This window comes from Sorangium sp. So ce124 (assembly GCF_051525235.1).
Lineage (GTDB): Bacteria > Myxococcota_A > Polyangia > Polyangiales > Polyangiaceae > Sorangium > Sorangium atrum.
Genome location: NZ_CP150312.1, coordinates 1,555,521 through 1,571,801 on the forward strand (window position 1 = coordinate 1,555,521; position 16,281 = coordinate 1,571,801).

Annotated in this window: 12 protein-coding genes; 8 read left to right on the plus strand and 4 right to left on the minus strand. The window is 72.1% G+C overall.

Annotation, left to right across the window (positions count from 1 at the left end; translation table 11 throughout):
* Window positions 1-152: 152 nt before the first annotated feature.
* Complete coding sequence (locus WMF19_RS05780; RefSeq protein WP_437898140.1) at window positions 153-749, minus strand: hypothetical protein; 597 nt, start codon at window positions 747-749, stop codon at window positions 153-155.
* 177 nt (window positions 750-926) lie between these two features.
* Here WMF19_RS05780 and WMF19_RS05785 point away from each other — a divergent pair, with 177 nt between their 5' ends.
* The 3 genes from WMF19_RS05785 to WMF19_RS05795 all read left to right on the plus strand — a co-directional run bounded on the left by WMF19_RS05785 (window position 927) and on the right by WMF19_RS05795 (window position 4,616).
* A complete protein-coding gene (locus tag WMF19_RS05785; protein WP_437898141.1) occupies window positions 927-2,378 on the plus strand; it encodes a protein kinase domain-containing protein in 1,452 nt (483 codons plus the stop codon).
* Between the two features lie 65 nt (window positions 2,379-2,443).
* A complete protein-coding gene (locus WMF19_RS05790; RefSeq protein ID WP_437898142.1) occupies window positions 2,444-3,493 on the plus strand; it encodes a PEGA domain-containing protein in 1,050 nt (349 codons plus the stop codon).
* Window positions 3,494-3,935: 442 nt separating this feature from the next.
* On the plus strand, window positions 3,936-4,616 hold the full coding sequence (locus WMF19_RS05795; protein ID WP_437898143.1) for a hypothetical protein: 681 nt from the start codon (window positions 3,936-3,938) through the stop codon (window positions 4,614-4,616).
* Between the two features lie 144 nt (window positions 4,617-4,760).
* Here the strand turns inward: WMF19_RS05795 and WMF19_RS05800 are convergent, their stop codons facing one another.
* Both WMF19_RS05800 and WMF19_RS05805 read right to left on the minus strand, forming a co-directional pair.
* Window positions 4,761-6,140 (minus strand): DUF1552 domain-containing protein, encoded by a 1,380-nt coding sequence (locus tag WMF19_RS05800; RefSeq protein ID WP_437898144.1) that lies wholly within the window; start codon window positions 6,138-6,140, stop codon window positions 4,761-4,763.
* The gene (locus tag WMF19_RS05805) at window positions 6,140-7,870 is read right to left on the minus strand and encodes a DUF1592 domain-containing protein (protein ID WP_437898145.1); all 1,731 of its coding nucleotides are present in this window, start codon (window positions 7,868-7,870) and stop codon (window positions 6,140-6,142) included. The genes WMF19_RS05800 and WMF19_RS05805 overlap by 1 nt, the downstream gene beginning before the upstream one ends.
* Before the next feature lie 285 nt (window positions 7,871-8,155).
* On the opposite strand from WMF19_RS05805, the gene WMF19_RS05810 reads away from it, so the two are divergent.
* The 3 genes from WMF19_RS05810 (at window position 8,156) to WMF19_RS05820 (ending at window position 12,688) form a co-directional block, all read left to right on the plus strand.
* On the plus strand, window positions 8,156-9,082 hold the full coding sequence (locus tag WMF19_RS05810) for a hypothetical protein (RefSeq protein WP_437898146.1): 927 nt from the start codon (window positions 8,156-8,158) through the stop codon (window positions 9,080-9,082).
* A 28-nt stretch (window positions 9,083-9,110) separates the two neighbouring features.
* Window positions 9,111-11,084, plus strand: coding sequence for a nucleotide-binding protein (locus tag WMF19_RS05815; protein WP_437898147.1), 1,974 nt, complete (start codon window positions 9,111-9,113; stop codon window positions 11,082-11,084).
* A gap of 281 nt (window positions 11,085-11,365) precedes the next feature.
* On the plus strand, window positions 11,366-12,688 hold the full coding sequence (locus WMF19_RS05820; RefSeq protein WP_437898148.1) for a glycosyltransferase family 4 protein: 1,323 nt from the start codon (window positions 11,366-11,368) through the stop codon (window positions 12,686-12,688).
* A 133-nt stretch (window positions 12,689-12,821) separates the two neighbouring features.
* On the opposite strand, the gene WMF19_RS05825 is transcribed toward WMF19_RS05820, so the two are convergent.
* Window positions 12,822-14,330 (minus strand): serine/threonine-protein kinase, encoded by a 1,509-nt coding sequence (locus WMF19_RS05825; protein ID WP_437898149.1) that lies wholly within the window; start codon window positions 14,328-14,330, stop codon window positions 12,822-12,824.
* Window positions 14,331-14,722: 392 nt separating this feature from the next.
* Here WMF19_RS05825 and WMF19_RS05830 point away from each other — a divergent pair, with 392 nt between their 5' ends.
* Window positions 14,723-15,265, plus strand: a complete 543-nt coding sequence (locus WMF19_RS05830; protein ID WP_437898150.1) for a cysteine hydrolase family protein — start codon at window positions 14,723-14,725, stop codon at window positions 15,263-15,265.
* A gap of 6 nt (window positions 15,266-15,271) precedes the next feature.
* Window positions 15,272-16,267: a glycosyltransferase family protein gene (locus tag WMF19_RS05835; RefSeq protein ID WP_437898151.1), complete on the plus strand. Its 996-nt coding sequence runs from the start codon at window positions 15,272-15,274 to the stop codon at window positions 16,265-16,267.
* Window positions 16,268-16,281 lie beyond the last annotated feature (14 nt).

Genomic DNA, 16,281 nt, shown 5'->3' on the forward strand with positions numbered 1-16,281 from the left:
ACCGTGCTACGCGTCGACCGGCGTTGCGCAGGCGCCGCGCCCCCGTCATCGGGCCTGTGCGGCCGGTGATCCGGTGAGGCCGACCAGCGGCGGGACCTCGGTGGGGATCCATCGGTGTCTCGCCGGCCGATCCGTCGTTGGGCAGCGCGGCACTACCGCGGGGCGCACCGGGGCGCGACGTAGCGGCCGTTCGGGTCGTCGTCGACGAACACGCTGCCCACGTCGGAGAGCTCGAAGGTGACCGAGGTCGGGTCGATCGCCGTGATGGTGAGCTTGCCGAATCCCGCGTTGCCTCCGCCGCTGACGGCCCCTGTGCTGCTGCAGTCCGCGCGAGAGGACGTCCCGAAGATCGTGAGATCTCCGCTCGCCGTGTCCACCTCGCCCACGGCGAGCATCGACTCGGGCATGCGGAGCTCCAGGTCCCACCAGTCGCTGCAGGGCGAGTACGAGGGGTTCGCGTCGGGATCGCTGCAGGACAGGGCCAGGGTGGCGATACGGAGCGTCACGCTCGAGTCGCCGAAGACGATCGCGCTCACCCGGCGTCCACCGCCGCCCGAGGTCGTCGGCGACGGCGTGACCGAGCTCGTCGTCGAGACCGGGCCATCCGGGCCATCCGGGCCATCCGGAAATCCCTGGCCGCTCGTGCTGCTCGTGCTGCCCGCGCCGCCGGCCCCGCCTCCTCCTCCGTCCATGACCACCGCGCCGCCGCACGCGCTTTGGGCGAGCAGCGCGAGCGAGCTTACCGCCACTGAGATGCATCGAGGTGAGCGCTTCATCGTCGTATCGTATCGCCCTCTGGCCGGCGATCGCAGACGAGGGCAAGCCATCCGTCGATGGACCGGCCGGGGCGCACCTGTGCTACCATCGACCACAGCAGGCTCGGATGGCAGCACGCCCCGTGGCCGGGCGTGAAGCGCGGAGCTCTCATGAAGCCACCTGTCGTCGAAGGAGACGTGATCGCCGGCAAGTACCGGGTCGATCGCGTCGTGGGCCGAGGCGGCATGGGCATCGTGGTCGCCGCCAGCCACCTGTTCCTTCCGCAGCGTGTCGCGATCAAGCTCCTTCTCAGCACGGAGAGCCCGGCGCTCGTGCAGCGGTTTCTCCGCGAGGCGCGCGCGGTGGTTCGCCTCAAGGGCGAGCACGTCGTGCGGGTGTTCGACGTCGGCGAGCTCGGCTCGGGCATCCCGTACATCGTGATGGAGTATCTGGACGGCGAAGATCTCTCCGATGTGCTCCGCGCCCGCGGCACGCTCAGCGTCGTGGACGCGGCCGACTACGTCCTCCAGGCCTGCCTGGCGATGGCCGAGGCGCACGCCGCGGGCATCGTGCACCGCGATCTCAAGCCGGCGAACCTCTTCCTCACGACGACGCCCGGCGGGGCGACGCTCATCAAGGTCCTCGACTTCGGGGTCTCGAAGGAGGTGCCGGGCAGCACCGAGGGCGTCGGCGGGTCGTTGACGCAGACGCGGGAGATGCTCGGCTCGCCCGTCTACATGTCTCCGGAGCAGATGCGGTCGTCGCGCTCGGTCGACGCCCGCTCCGACGTGTGGGCGCTCGGCGCGCTCCTCTATCGCCTCCTGGTTGGGCAGCCGCCGTTCGATGCCCCGGCGCTCGCCGAGCTCGTGCTGCAGGTCGCGAGCGCCGAGCCCATCCCGCCCACCGCGCTCAGGAGCGACATCCCACCGGCGCTCGAGGCTGCGATCCTCCACTGCCTCCAGAAGGATCCGGCCCGGCGGCCGCAGACCGTGGCCGATCTGGCGCGCGCGCTGGTCCCCTTCGCGCCGGCGGGCGGGCACGAGCGCGCGGAGCGCGCCGCGCGGATCCTCGGGGCGGGGGCGCAACCGGCGTTGCCGACGGCCGGTTCCGTGCCGGCGCCGCGGGCCGTGCCGGCCAGCGGCCCTCCGAGCGCCCCGTCCGGCACGATGGCGAGCCTCCTGCCCACGACGCGGGGGCTCACGCGAACGCCCGCGCAGCCTGGGTCGCGCAGGGTCCTCGGGGTGGCGCTCGGGGCGGTCGTGATCGCCGTGCTCGCGCTCGCCCTCTGGGGCGCGGTGGCGTTGCCCGGCAGAGCGCCGGAGGCGACGGCGCTGCAGGCCGCGGCGGCCTCTCGGGACGAACCGGTGTCGGCGCGCGCGCGGCAGGACACCGGGGCGCGGGGCGCGGACCCGCTGATCGCGCCGGAGCCGCCGGCGGTCCGTGACGCCTTGCCGCCGCAGCAGCCGTCTGTCTCCCCGGTCGTCGCGCCGGCCACCGATGCGGCGCCCTCCGGGGCGGCGCTTCAGGGCCGGCGCGCGCCCCCGGCGACGAGCGCGTCGGCAACGCCGAAGGCGCCGTCGGCGCCCGGAGGGACGAATCCCTTGGAACTACCTATCCAATGAGACAGGAACCTCCCGCGTCCGACCGGCGGCATCTCGCATTCCAGCCGGATGCAGCCGAGGCGCCGGTGCGTTCGCGCCGCCCGGCGACGGGGCTCGCGTCAGCGGTCGCCATCGTGGTGTTGACCACGGCCGGCGGCGCGGCCGCGCAGCCACCCCAGCCCGCGCCGGCGGAGGCTCCTGCGCCGACCGCCCCCGCGCCGACCGCCCCCGCGCCGACCGAGGCCCCTGCTGCCCCCGTCGCCGAGCGGCTGAGCGGTGAGGCCAGGGCCGATTACGAGTCCGGCAAGGCGCTCTTCCGCAACGGCGACTTCGCCAGCGCCTTCCTCAAGTTCCAGAGCGCGTACGAGAGCTCGAAGGACGCGCGCCTCCTCTGGAACATGATCGCCTGCACGTCGAAGATGCACCGGTACAGCGGGCTCCTCGCGCTGGTGGAGAGGTTGAAGCAGGAGGACCGCGGCGTCCTGCTCCCGGAGGACTGGGCGACGATCGCCGAGGTCGAGCGGAACGCTCGCGCCCTCGTCGGTCACCTGGACATCGCCGTGAGCGAGCAGGACGCGGAGGTGACGATCGACGGCCAGCCGATCGGGAAGACGCCGCTCCCGGGCAAGGTGATCGTCGACGCCGGCACCAGGCGAATCCGTGTCTTCAAGCCGGGGTTCAAGGAGCATCTCCGCGTGGAGAGCGTGGCCCCTGGCGCCCAGCTGGCGCTCGACGTCCGGCTGGCGCGGCCGATGAACGGCGGCAGGCTCTCCATCCTCGCCTCTCCGGGCGATCGCCTCGCGCTCGACGGGGAGTTCCTGGGCGAAGGGCAGTGGGAGGGCATCGTGCCGAGCGGCCGTCACGTGGTGAGGGTGACGGCGCCGGGGAAGGTGCCCTACCAGGCCCGGGTCCTGATTCAGGACGAGGCGCTGAGCAGCGTCCACGTCGGCCTGGTGCCGGCCGAGAAGCACGGCGGGACGCCGCCGTGGGTATGGATCGCCGGCGCCGGTGCGGTCGTCGCGGCGGTCCTGTCGGCCGGCCTCCTCCTCGCGCACGATCCCGATACGGCGCAGGTGGGGACGGCCGAGCAATCCATGGGAGCGCCCCGTCCTACCGGATTCGGAGGCCGCTGGTGAGGGGCCTGTTGTGGTCGTGGCGCTGGGCTGGAGGCGGCGGGGCGGGAGCTCGTGCTCGGCGCAGGAGCGGCTGAGCTTCATGAGCCGCTGTCGGTTCGCCGGGTCGGCATAGCCGTCGTGCGCCATCGGGTGGTGCGCTCGCGTGCTGCCATGGTCGCGTATTCCTCGGCCTCCTGAGACAAGCGGCGTGACATGTCACGGCCCCAGCGTGACATGTCATGGATCCATCGTGACATACGCGACACGCGGTGGCAGGCAGCGATGCCGGTATCTCCTCCCGGCAGAGCTCGCTCAGTCGCGGGATTTCTCGCGTTTGCGTCGAGGAAAGCCCACCTGACAACCGCGGAGTCGCGGGTCATGGGCGACGCGCTCCGGGCATCGCGGATCCGGCATGGTCTCTGCAATGTGCGGCGCGCGGCCCGCCTCCCGGAGAGCAGAGGCCGTGACTGAATTCTTCCAAACCATCGAGGAACACATGAAAGCCTTGTTCTTGACCGCTGCGGCGGTGTTGTCTGTGCTTGCCGTCGGCTGCGTTGAAGGTGAATCGCTCGAGTCGGAGCTGGCCGGCGAGCGGGTCGGCGAGGCCCCGCAGGCCATCGGCGACGAGGGCTGCGGGACGCTCAACATGTCCACCTTGGACGCCGCGGACGGGGCCATCAACACGACCCTCAGCGTGCAAACAAGCCCGGATTGGACGTACAACCCCCCGACTTGCCCTTACCAGTACGTCGTCGAATACAGGAATCTGCCGGCTGCCTCCAGCCTCGCCGATCTTCAGATCTGGGCCCAGCCCAAGGGCGGCTGGGGTAACATCGACAATGAGGCTGATTGCGAGAGGACTCACGTGCTAGCGGGCTACTACGTATGGAGCACCAACTTCTCTTTGTCGCCCACCGTCAGCACGGTCGAGGCCCATGGGGAGTGGAGCAACGGCGGCGGCGAGATCTTTGGCGCCGGTTGTTTCCCGCGTTACGTCGGAGCGCCGCCGTACGTTGATGGAAAGTACAAGGTTCGCGTCGCCGCGCGAAACCTCTTCTGCGCCTTCTCCGATGGTTGCAACGACACCCAGCGCACGGACCTCAAGGTCGAGACCACCCCCGTCTGGGAATATATCGTGCAGTGAGCAGCAAGCCGGGCGCGCTTGCGCTTCGGTGGCGGGTGCGCCGGCGTCTCGCTCGCGCGCCGCGGTGGTGCGCCGCCCCGCGCGACCCCCACCACGGCGTGAGCCCCGCGCCGCCTCGAGGGGCGCCCCGCGCCCCTCGGCTCGTCAGACCCCTACCAGCGGTCCTGTGCAGTAGTCCGGGTCGCCGAACGTGTCGGCCTCGACGCCCATCGCGTGGAGCAGCGACAGGAGCAGGTCGTTGTGCGCGACCTCCTTCTTCTGGACGACGTATCGGCCCGTCTTGAAGTGGCCTCCCGCGCTCCCGGCGACGACATAAGGGATGTTCTTGCGCAGGTGATTGCCGTCCGCGTGCTCGTTGGTCCAGAAGATCACCGTGTTGTCGAAGACCGTGCCGTCGCCCTCCGGCATGCTCTTCAGCTTGGCGATCAGGTACGCGAGCTGCTCGGCGTAGAAGCGGCTGATCCTGGTGAGCCGCCCGCGGTTCACCTGATCGGCGTAGCCGTTGTGCGCCATCGGGTGGTGGCCCTCGGTGATGTCCGGCCCGAGGAAGCTCAGCACCTTGGTCGTCGCGGAGTTCGTGAAGTGCAGGCTCGCGACCCGCGTCAGATCGCAGGCGAGGGCCATCGCGATGAGATCCAGCTGGAGCCGGCAGAGCTCCGGCATGCTGGCGACCTTGTCGACGTCGAGATCCGGCGTCAGCGTCGGCGCGGCGCACGCCGGGGAGGCCGGCGCCGAGCCGCGATCGAGGCGCGACGCGATGTCCTCCACCGACGCGAGGTGCCCGTCGAGCTTCAGCCGATCCGCGGCGCCCAGCCGCTTGCGCAGCCGGTCGTAGTCCGAGGCCACCTTGCCGAGCACCGCCCTGCGCTGCTCGGTCTTCCGCATCGCGTCCGCGGGCGCGACCGACAGGTCGGAGAAGAGCCTGTCGAACGCGGCGTACGGGCTGTTCTCCGGCGGCAGCGGCTGCGCCGGCCCGCGGTACGCGAGGCGCGCGCCCACGGTCGCCCCGTAGACGAGCACGCCGAGCTCGAGCGAGAGGAACTTGGTCTTCGTGCCGATGTGGTTCGCGATCTCCTGGTCGACCGAGATGCCGTCGGCCCAGCCGCACGACAGCCCGGCGTCGCCCGGGAAGTCGCCCTCCTGCATCGCGCGCGCCGTCAGGCACTGCCCCGTGCCCTTCTGGTGCGCGTCGCCCGGCCCCGTCAGCGCCGACAGCGCGCTCACGTTGCCGAGCACCAGCAGATCCCTGTTGTGATCCTTGAGCGGCGCGAGGATGGGCGACAGCTCCTCGCCGTTCTGGAACGTCGAGGACGACGGCCAGAAGTCCGGCGGGACGGTGCCGTTCGGCGTGTAGAGCACGATGAACCGCTTCGGGAACTCGACCCCGAACGCGGCCCGCCCCGTCTGCTCCGACGCCGGCGCGAGCCGCTTCGAGCAGCCCATCGCCTCGAGGAACGGCAGCGTGAGCGCCGCGCCGCCGAGGCCCCTGAGCACGGCGCGGCGGCTGAGTCGGAACGGCTTCATCACGGCTCTCCTTCCGGGGCGCTCTCCGAGGCGCCCCCTGCGTCGTCTCCCACGTCGCCTCCCACATGGATCTCGCGCCGGTAGCGGAACGCGTCGGTCTGGGTGAGCGCCACGAGCAGCGCCCTGATGTTGTAGCGGGACGCCTCGAACGCCTCCGTCGCCTGCGAGAGGCTGCACGCGTCCTCGCGCTGCTCGGCGCGGCCGTAGCCGAAGCGGAACCACTGCTTCACGACGCACGCGCGCACCTGCTCGCTCTCCGCGAGCCGGTGCGCGAGCTCGACCGCGCCGTCGAACGGCCCGTCGGTGTCGGTCTGCGTGAGCTCGCCGCTGGCGTCGACAGGGATGCCGTTCTCGGCGTCCCGCCAGCGGCCGAGCGCGTCGTAGTGCTCGAAGCCGAACCCGATCGGGTCGAGCAGCGCGTGGCAGCTCCTGCAGCCCGGGTCGGACACGTGCTGCGAGAACTGCTCGCGCGTCGTCTTCGTCCGGTCGACCATCGGCGGCTCCGGGACCACGTCCGGCGGCGGCGGCGGGATCTGGCAGAGCAGGCTCTGGCGCACGAACCGCCCGCGGTGGACCGGCGAGGACCGGTTCGGCTTCGCGTAGAGCGAGAGCAGCCCGGCGTGCGTCAGGAACCCGGCCCGCTGCGACGGATCGAGCTCCACCCGCTCGAACGCCTCGCCCTTCGGGCCTCCCTTGATGCCGTAGAGCTCGGCGAGCTCCCGGTTCATCATCGAATAGGACGCCGTGAACAGCGTGCTCACGCTCGCGTCCTCCTCGAAGATCGCGTGATCCAGGAACGCCTCGGTCTCGGCCTGGAACAGCGGCAGGAGCTCGTCCCGGTACTCGGGGTAGAGCTCCGGGTCCCTCCCGCCCGCGGCGATCTCGTCGATCTTCGAGAGCCCGAGCCACTGGCGGTGGAAGTTCTTCACGGCCTCGCGCGCCCGCGGATCGTCCAGCATGCGCCGCGCCTGCGCCTCGATCTCCTCGGCGGTGCCGAGCGTCCCCTTCTCGGCGGCCGCGAAGAGCGCGTCGTCGGGCATCGTGCCCCAGAGCAGGTACGAGAGCCGCGAGGCGATCTCGTACGAGGTCAGCGGCACGACGTCGCTCTCCACCGGATCCGGCATGCCGAGCTCGACGCGGTAGAGGAAGTGCGGCGACTGGAGCATCGCCTGGACGACGAGCGAGAGGCCGGTCGACGCGTCGTCGGGCGTGTCCCCGAGGCCGAGCCCGCGGTCGAAGAGCGCCGCGAGCTCGGCGATCTCGTCCTCGGCGAGGGGCCGGCGGAACGCCCGCTTGCCGAGCGACGCGATGAGCGCCGCGATCTCGCCGCGGCACGCGGCGCCCGCCGCGGCCTCGCGGCACGCGGGCGCCTCGCCGAGCAGCTTGCCCGCCGCGCGCGCCGCGATGCCCTCGGCGGCTGTCATGTACTGCTCCGCGAGCAGCGGGCTCACCACGAGCGCCGCCGCCTGGTTGTTGAAGCCGAGCGACTCCTCCTCGGGCACGAAGCCCCTCGCAGGGCGGCTGTCGTCGCCGAGGAGATCAAGTATCGTATTGTCGTACTCCACCCGTGTCATGCGGCGGAGCGGCGACTCGCCTGGCTCGATCGAGGCGCAGAGCGGGGCCGTCGCCTCGCCGCCCTCGTCGTTCGCGGGGAGATCGCCGAACTGCCCTGTGCAGGAGGCGAGGAGGAGCAGGCCGATGGGCCAGCGGAGAGCTCTTGGTTCAGCCATGGTGCCTCTTCGACGAGCGCGAGCGCGAGCACGGGACGGTGCGCTCCCCTCCGTGCAGCGTGCGCGGCGCAGCCGTGTGCGCGGCGCGCCAACTCGCCATCCTCGAGGCAGCGTATGGCAAACCGCCGCTCCCGGATAGGAGCCGCGCTCGGAGCGGCCGAATCAAGTGGGAGCACGGGGCCGATGTGATCATCCCGTGCGCGCGTGTCTTACGGCGTTGCCGCGGACTCCGGCCTTCGAAGGCGGCTCGACCTGCGGTGTGCGGAGCGACTATGCTCGCGCCCAATGCAAAGGCGAACGCTCGCCTGTCCTGTCTCTCCTCGGGGGTCGCGGCGCCGCGCGCGCCGCTCTTCTGCGGCCGCGCTGCTCGGCGCGGCGCTCTCGACGCTGTCGGCGCTCCTGGCGTTGTCTGCGCCAGGCTCCGCGCTCGCCGATGCCGGCGCGGCGTCCAGCGCCGATCGCGCTCAGCGTGATGAGGGCGCCCGGCCGCCCGCCGCGGGGACCGCGCTCTTCAGCGCGGGTGTCGATCTCGAGATAGCGGGTCGTACGCTGTCCTATAGCGATCTGCTCTCCGACAACCTCCGCACCTACGAGGTGCTGGGCGTGCCCATGCCGTCCCTCCGGGGCGAGCTGTACCCGTTCGCGCGAAGCGCCGTCCCGGTGCTCCGCGACCTCGGTGTCGAGCTCTCGTACGCTCGCGCGCTCGGCCTCGACTCGGAGGGCGCCGGGGGAGCGAGCGTATCGACCTCGTGGAGCCGGCTCCACGCCGGCCTCCGGGGCCGTTACCGCCTCGCCGGGCAGGACGGGCCGGTCCTGTTCGCGGGCGGCGGACTCCGCTGGACCGACTTCGATATCGAGTCGACGGGCGACGCGTCGCGCGACGCCGCGTCGGTGTCGTACCTCGCCTTGCGCGTCGGCGTGGAAGGGCGATTGCCAGTCGGCCCGGTCGCGCTGGAGGCCGGGGGAGGGGTTCAGGCGCCCCTCTCGATGGGGGCCCTCGCGTCTCATTTTCGCGCGCCGAGCGCCGGAGGCGTCGATTTCCGGATCGCGGTCGCCGCCCCGTTCGCGCCGGGGCTCGAGGCGCGCGCCGGCGCGTCGTACGCGCGGTTCTTCTACGACTTCGACTCCGAGCCAGAGGACACGTACATCGCGGGCGGTGCGCTCGATCAGCTCTTCAGCGTTCACCTGGGGGTGGCTTATTATGGGGAGTGAGGTGCGCTCGGCGCGCACGGCGCGCGCCGTGTCTGCCCGTCGCGGCGGGCGCTTCACGGCGGCGGCGCTCGTCGCGCCGGCCTTGTCGCTGCTCGCGGGGTGTCCGGGGACGATCGACGACCAGGAGCGGTTCGGCCGGCGGGACGGCGGCCCGCAGCCCGCGTGCGCCGACGTGCCCGCGGTGTTCGCCGAGCGGTGCGGCGGCGCGAACTGCCACGGACCGGGCGAGCCCGCGGCTGGCCTCGACCTCGTCACGCTCGGCGTCGGCGCTCGCGTCGCCGGCCGCCAGGCCACGAGCTGCGCCGGCGTGCTCGCCGACCCGGACCGGCCGGAGGAGAGCGCGCTCTACGTGCGGCTCACCGACGCGCCCTCGTGCGGCGCGCGCATGCCGCTCGGCGGGGCCCCGTACTCGTCCGAGGAGATCGCGTGTGTCGCCGCCTGGATCGCGGAGCTCACGCCGGCCTCGTGCAGCGGCCTCGACTGCGGCTGTCCCGGCTGCGTGTGCACGCCGAGCGCGCAGGAGGCGTGTTACACGGGCCCGGAGGGGACGAGCGGCGTCGGGCGCTGCGCGGCCGGCACGCGCGTCTGCAACGCCGAGGGCACGTCGTGGGGCCCGTGCATGGGGGAGGTCGTGCCCGCGTTCGACGCGTGCGACACGCCGGACGACGAGGACTGCGACGGCGCGACGCCCGCCTGCGAGGACGTGTGGAGCCGCGGCTTCGGCGACGCGAGCGGCCAGTACGCCCGATCCGTCGCGTTCGACGCGGACGGCAACGTGATCGTGGCCGGCCAGCTGGAGGGGACCGTCGATTTCGGCGGCGGCCCGCTCACCGCCATCGGCACGGACGCCTTCGTGGCGAAGTTCGACAGGTTCGGCACGCACCTCTGGAGCAAGGTGTTCCCGGGCGAGGGCAACCAGTTCGCGATGGCGCTCGCGGTCGACGCGGCGGGCAGCGTCCTCGTGGCGGGCCGCGCCTTCGGCCGCGTCGATCTCGGCGGCGGAGAGCTCGCGTCGCGTGGGAGCGACGACGTGTTCGTCGTCAAGCTGGGCGGCGACGGCGAGCACATCTGGAGCAAGATCTTCGGCGGATCCGGCGCGGATCGCTGCGACCGCATCGCCGTCGACGCGGCGGGCAACGTCCTCGTGGCGGGCGGCTACAACGGCACCGTCGACTTCGGCGCCGGCGAGCTCACGAGCGCGGGCAAGCGCGACGCCTTCGTGCTGCGCCTCGCCTCGGAGGACGGCCGGACGCTCCTCGCCGTGCGCGCCGGCGGCGAAGGCGACGACTACGCCCATGGGATCGCGGCCGACGCCGACGGCAACCTGCTCGTCGCGGGCTATTTCGAGGGATCCATCGATCTCGGCGGCGCGCCGCTCGAGAGCGCCGGCCTCTCCGACATCTTCCTCGCCAAGCTCCGTCCTTCCGGCGACCACGTCTGGAGCGCCCGGTTCGGCGGCGCCGAGGCCGACGAGGCGCACGACGTCGCGGTCCACCAGGCGACCGGCGACGTGGCGCTCACGGGCACGTTCGCGTCGACCATCGACCTCGGCGGCGATCCGCTGGTGAGCGCCGGCGGGCGGGATCTCTTCGTCGCCAGGTTCTCCGGCGCCGGAGCGCACCTCATGAGCCGGCGCTTCGGCGACGCCGAAGACCAGCTGCTCACCGATTTCGAGACCGGGGCGCGCGCGAGCGTCGCGGTGGACTCCGCCGGCAATCTCCTGCTCGCGGGGCCGCTGTTCGGCTCGGCGGACTTCGGCGGAGGGCCGCTGACGAGCCGAGGAAAGACCGATGTCTATCTGGTCAAGCTCGGCGCCTCCGGCGGTCACGTGTTCAGCAAGCTGTTCGGCGACGTCCAGACGCAGGTCGGCCTCGACGTGGCGGCAGGCTCAGGCGCGAGCGTGCTGATCGCCGGCCGTTTCTACGGCGCCATCAACTTCGGTCAAGGATCGCTCTCGAGCGCAGGCCAGGGCGACGCGTTCGTCGCGAAGCTCTCTTTGTAAATACCGTTCTCGTTGCAAATGCCGCGCTCGGCGGCGCTGCGCGCTGTTTGCCCACCTTTTCTGCCGAGGTCACCTACGGCGCGTGGCAATTTGCCTCGCTGGGGCAGCATGGCTGTTCACTCATCGCTCGTATGGGCGCGCTCCTCCCATTCCTTGCCCCGTTTCCAGCTTTCTCGCAGTGGCATGTTCTCTGCTCGACACCGCTCGACCGCGCGGCGAGATGCTCCCTTGATCGGAGGATTTCCGTCGAACCGAGCGGGCCAGTCCGAAGGAGCAGAGGTATGCGCGTCCTGCTTATCACCAAGATCTTCCCGAACGCGACAAACCCGGTACAGGCGCCGTTCAACCGGCGGCAGTTCGCCGCGCTCTCGAGGTATTGCGACATCGACGTCTTTGCGACGATCCCCTGGTTTCCGTGGGCTTCCAGGTTCTCCCGGTGGTCCATGTCGAGCGACGCGCCTCGCGAGGACGTGATCGAGGGATTGCCGGTGCGCCACCCGCGGTTCCTCTATGTGCCCAAGGTGGCGCCCTATCTCAATGGCCCGCTCTATGCGGCGTCCATGCTCTTCGAGCTGGCGCGCCACCGTCCGGCGCCGGACGTCATCGTCGGCTCGTTCGCCTATCCGGACGGGTTCGCCGCGGTGTGCCTCGCGGAGCTGCTCGGCGTCCCGGCGGTCGTCAAGGTGCACGGCTCGGACGTCGACGTGCTCTCGCGGCAACCGGCGGTCAGGCCCTCGCTCGAGTGGGGTCTCCAGCGCGCGGCCCGCGTCGTCGCCGTGAGCAAGCAGCTGGCCGAGGGGGTCCACGCGCTCGGCGTCCCGCGCGACCGCATCGATGTCGTCATGAACGGCGTCGATCGCGGCATGTTCCACCCCCGCGACCGGCGCGAGGCCCGCGCCGCCCTGGGCCGCCCTGCGGAGCGCCGGCTGCTGCTCTACGTCGGCCACCTGCTCCGGGACAAGGGCGCGCTCGACGCGATCGCCGCGTTCGAGCGCATCGCCGCCGCGCACCCCGACATCGACCTCGCGCTGGTCGGGAGCGGCGCGGACGAGCAGGCCTGCAGGTCGGCGGCGGAGCGGCTCGGCGGGCGCGTCCTGATGACCGGTCGCCTGCCGCACGACGAGGTGGCGCGCTGGGTCGCCGCTTGCGATGCGCTGGTCCTGCCGAGCCACCACGAGGGCACGCCCAACGTCGTGATCGAGTCGCTCGCGTCGGGCCGCCGGGTGGTCGCGACGCGGGTCGGGGGCATCCCCGACGTGATCAGCCGCCCCGAGCTCGGCGAGCTCGTCTCGCCCGGCGATCTCCCCGCCCTGGCCGGCGCCATGGAGCGCGCGGCGCACGCGCCCTACGATCCCGAGCGGATCTCGGCGCTCTCCGGGTGCAAGGGGTGGGACGAGAGCGCTCGCGCGCTCCACGACACGCTCGTCCTGGCGCGGAGCGAGCGGCGCTCGCCGGCGCTCGCGCCTGCGCCGCTGCGCGTGCCCGTGATCGACAAACGCCCCGCGCTCCAGGCGGACGCGCAACCCCCTGCGTCCGTGCGATGGGCGCCGCCCCCCTCGCGGCGGTTCCCCGACGGCGCGCAGCTCGGGGTGAGCCAGGCCTGAAGGGCCGCGCGGGGCGCATCTTCGTGCGCTACGGGCTCATCCGCGTCGTTCGGCTCGCTGCGGCGTACTTTCGTACGCCTCACTCGCCTGCCTAGCGGCTGAGCCCGTATCCCACGAATCTGCACCCCGCGCTCTAGGTCACGGGCACGGCCTTTTCTGGCCGCAGGCGCACAGTGGGGCCGGGATCCGGGGGCGGCGGCTCGGCGCGCGGCATCGCGGCGCGCGCCGTCCAGAAGCTCCTTGCGTCGTCCGGAGTCCACGCCGGCGTCGGCTCGCATGCGTCGAGCGCCGCGAGAAGCTCGCGCGCGCTCTGGTAACGGTCGCCTGGCCGCTTGGCGAGGCACCGCATCACCACCTCTTCCAGCTCCGACGACAGCGGCCAGGGCGCGCGCAGCGACGGCGGGATCGGCGGCATCGTCAGGTGCGAGTAGACGAGCTTGCCGAAGCTCCGGCCGTCGAAGGGGGCCACGCCCGTCAGCAGGTAATAGAGCGTGACCCCGAGCGAGTAGATGTCGCTCCGGGCGTCCACGGCGCCGGCCGAGATCATCTCCGGGGACATGTACGTCGGCGTTCCCTTGATGACGCCGACGTCCGTCATGCTCGCGTCTCCCTCCAGGCTCACCTGCTTCGCGATCCCGAAGTCGAGCACCTTGAGCACGTCCTGATCGTCGCCCACGCGCGTGATGTAGAGGTTGTGGGGCTTGATGTCGCGGTGGATGACGCCGGCGTCGTGCGCCTCCGCGAGCGAGAGGCAGGCCTGCCGCGCGAAGTGGACGACCCGGGAGGGCGGCATCGGGCCGTGATCGCGCACCAGGGTGGCCAGGTCGGCGCCGGCCAGGTGCTCCATCGCGATGTAGAAGATGCCATCGCTGCTCGCGCCGAAATCGAAGATCCGGATCGTGTGCGGCGACGTGAGCCGGCTCGTCGCGCGCGCCTCGCGCTCGAAGCTGCGCACGTCGCCCTCGGACTTGCTCTCGCTGCGGAGCAGCTTCAGCGCCACGTCGCGGCGGAGCGACTCGTCCCAGGCGAGCCACACCTCGTTCTGCCCGCCCCGACCGACCGGCGCCACGAGCCGGTAGCGGCCGAGCTTGCGGGCCTCGTAGACCTGCTGGCGCGCCGACCAGAGGCCGTGGCTCGCCGCCGACACCAGGATCGCGGTGGCGAGCACGAAGATGTAGTTGCAGGCGAAGATCACGAGCGACCGCGGCGACGTCCACTGCGCCGCGAGCGCCGGGTCGAGGGACGCCCCCGCGCCCATGATGATGGGGAAGCTGAGCGCCACCGGGATCGTCATCCGGAGCGATCGCGAGAAGTGCGTGGGCAGGATCGTCGCGTCGACGAGCATCACGATCGACAGCCCGTGCATGTAGTTCCAGGTCAGATCCCCGAACTCCAGCGCCATCACGGAGATGAGCCCCCCCGTGCTCCAGACCGCGAAGACGTGCGCCGCGTCGAGGAGCTCTGCCGAGGTCTGCTCGCGCCGGGCGAGGAGGTACAGCCAGAGCAGGATGACCTCGCCGAGCAGCCGGTAGAGCAGCAGCCGGGCGACCGAGGCGCTCGGAAACACCGCGAGCACCACGAACACGTCGAGCGCCGCGAACGTGGGCCAGGTCACGAGCGCCGTGGGGAGGCCCCGCGCCATCGCGCGGCGCTCGTCCGCCGAGCTGGCGCTTCGAGGTCCCTGGGATCCCGTCGAATGGAAGCTGCTCGAGGCGGTCATGGTGCGGCGCAGGCCGTATCGCAGGCCATTGGAGCCCTGCGCTGGCGCGGAGTCAAAGCGCGCGTCGCCTGTCTGGAGGAGTGAGAAATGACGCAACGCACGTGTCGAACGCAATGTACGTGTGGCGCGCATCGCACACGTCGTACGCGCTGCCCACGTGGTACGCGTTGCCGCGCGGCGCGAGCGCGACCCGGCGAGCGCGCACCGTCGGACGGCGCGCGCCTCCGGGGTTCCGCCGGCGGGGCGTCCGTTGTAGAGGCGCTCCGCGCTCGCTCCGAGACCTCGGCAATGGCGGCGATCCACGAGGAAATGAGATGAAGCCGAGAAGTGCGCTGGTGATCATCGATGTCCAGAATGGCGTGCTTGCCGGGGAGGCTCCCGTGCAGGGGGCGAGCGGCCTGCTCTCGAGCATCGCAGCGCTCCTTTCGCGCGCCCGCGACCGCGGCGTGCCGGTGATCTTCGTGCAGGACGACGAGGTGGGCGAGGTCGGCTCGGCCGCGTGGGACATCCACCGAGAGGTCGCGCCGGCGGGCGGCGAGGCGCGGGTGCGCAAGCTCGCCTGCGACGCGTTCTTCGAGACCGATCTCGCCGAGCGCCTCGAGCAGCTCGGCGTCGAGCACCTCATCATCGCGGGCTGCAAGACGGAGTTCTGCGTGGACACGACCTGCCGGCGCGCGGTGACCCTCGGCTTCGACGTGACGCTCGCCGCGGACGCGCACGGCACCTCGGAGAGCCCGGCGCTCGCGGCGGCGGCGATCGTCGCACACCACAACCGGCTGCTGGACGGCTTCGGCGTCATGGTGGCGGGGCGCCCGCGCGAGATCCGCGCCGTCCCGAGCCAGCAGATCGAGCTCTGACGGCCCGTGGCCAAGATCGGCTACTACGTCCACGGGCGCGGGCGCGGGCACGCGAGCCGCGCGCTCCCGATCCTGGGGGCCCTCCGCGAGCGCGGCGACGAGCTCCGGATCTACGGCGGCGGCCAGGCGGCGGACCTGCTCGGCGCGCTCCCGGAGCACCGCCTCGTGCGGCCGATCCGCCGCGGGCTCGCGGGCGTGATCGAGCTCCCGCGCCGCCTGGCGAAGGAGATCGTCGAGCAGGCGGGCTTCCGGCCCGACGCCATCGTGAGCGACGGCGACGTCCCGTCGCTGCTCGCCGCGCGCGCGCTCGGGATCCCCGCCGTCGCGCTCGGCCATGATCTCGTCTTCTCGCGCTGCCGCCTGCCCGAGGGGCTGCCGAGGCTGCGGGTGCTCGCGTGCCGGCGCACGACCTGGGCCTCCAGCCGGGCGCGCCGCGCGGTCGCCGTCCACTTCCTGCCGATCGAGCCGGAGACGCCGGGCACCCTCGTTGCGCGGCCCGAGCGCCGGCTCGCCCCCGCGCGCGCCGGCGAGCCCGGGGCCGTCGTCTGCTACTTCAGCGAGTGCGACGCGCGCCGCGTGCTCGAGCTCGTCGCGCGCGACGGCCGGCGCGTGGTCGCGTTCGGCGACCCGGGCCTCGACGTGCCCGGCGTCGAGGCGCGCCCCTTCGATCCGGGCGCGTTCCTCGCTCACCTCGAGGGCGCGTCGGCGGTCGTGACCACCGCCGGCAGCAACGTCCTCGCCGAGTGCGTGCTCGCCGGCAAGCCCGTGCTCGCGCTCTACGACGATCGCCACAACGAGCAGACGCTCAACGCGCTCCTCGCCGAGCGGGCCGGCGTCGCCGTCGCGAGCTCGCTCGCGGCGCTCTCGCCGGCCGTCGTGGGGCGCTTCTTCGATCGCTGCCGCGCCGCCGACTTCGCTCGCATCGACCTGGAGCGCGCGCTGCCGAGCGCGCCTTCCGCCGTGCTCGCTTTGCTGGACGAGGCGTGCGCGGGCGCCTCGTGATGAGGTGCATCGCG

Excerpts from the sequence above, each read along its gene's own strand:
- WMF19_RS05785 (WP_437898141.1), top strand. The coding sequence starts at position 927 with ATGAAGCCACCTGTCGTCGAAGGAGACGTGATCGCCGGCAAGTACCGG.
- WMF19_RS05800 (WP_437898144.1), bottom strand. The coding sequence starts at position 6,140 with ATGAAGCCGTTCCGACTCAGCCGCCGCGCCGTGCTCAGGGGCCTCGGC.
- WMF19_RS05805 (WP_437898145.1), bottom strand. The coding sequence starts at position 7,870 with ATGGCTGAACCAAGAGCTCTCCGCTGGCCCATCGGCCTGCTCCTCCTC.
- WMF19_RS05810 (WP_437898146.1), top strand. The coding sequence starts at position 8,156 with ATGCAAAGGCGAACGCTCGCCTGTCCTGTCTCTCCTCGGGGGTCGCGG.
- WMF19_RS05820 (WP_437898148.1), top strand. The coding sequence starts at position 11,366 with ATGCGCGTCCTGCTTATCACCAAGATCTTCCCGAACGCGACAAACCCG.
- WMF19_RS05825 (WP_437898149.1), bottom strand. The coding sequence starts at position 14,330 with ATGGCGCGGGGCCTCCCCACGGCGCTCGTGACCTGGCCCACGTTCGCG.
- WMF19_RS05830 (WP_437898150.1), top strand. The coding sequence starts at position 14,723 with ATGAAGCCGAGAAGTGCGCTGGTGATCATCGATGTCCAGAATGGCGTG.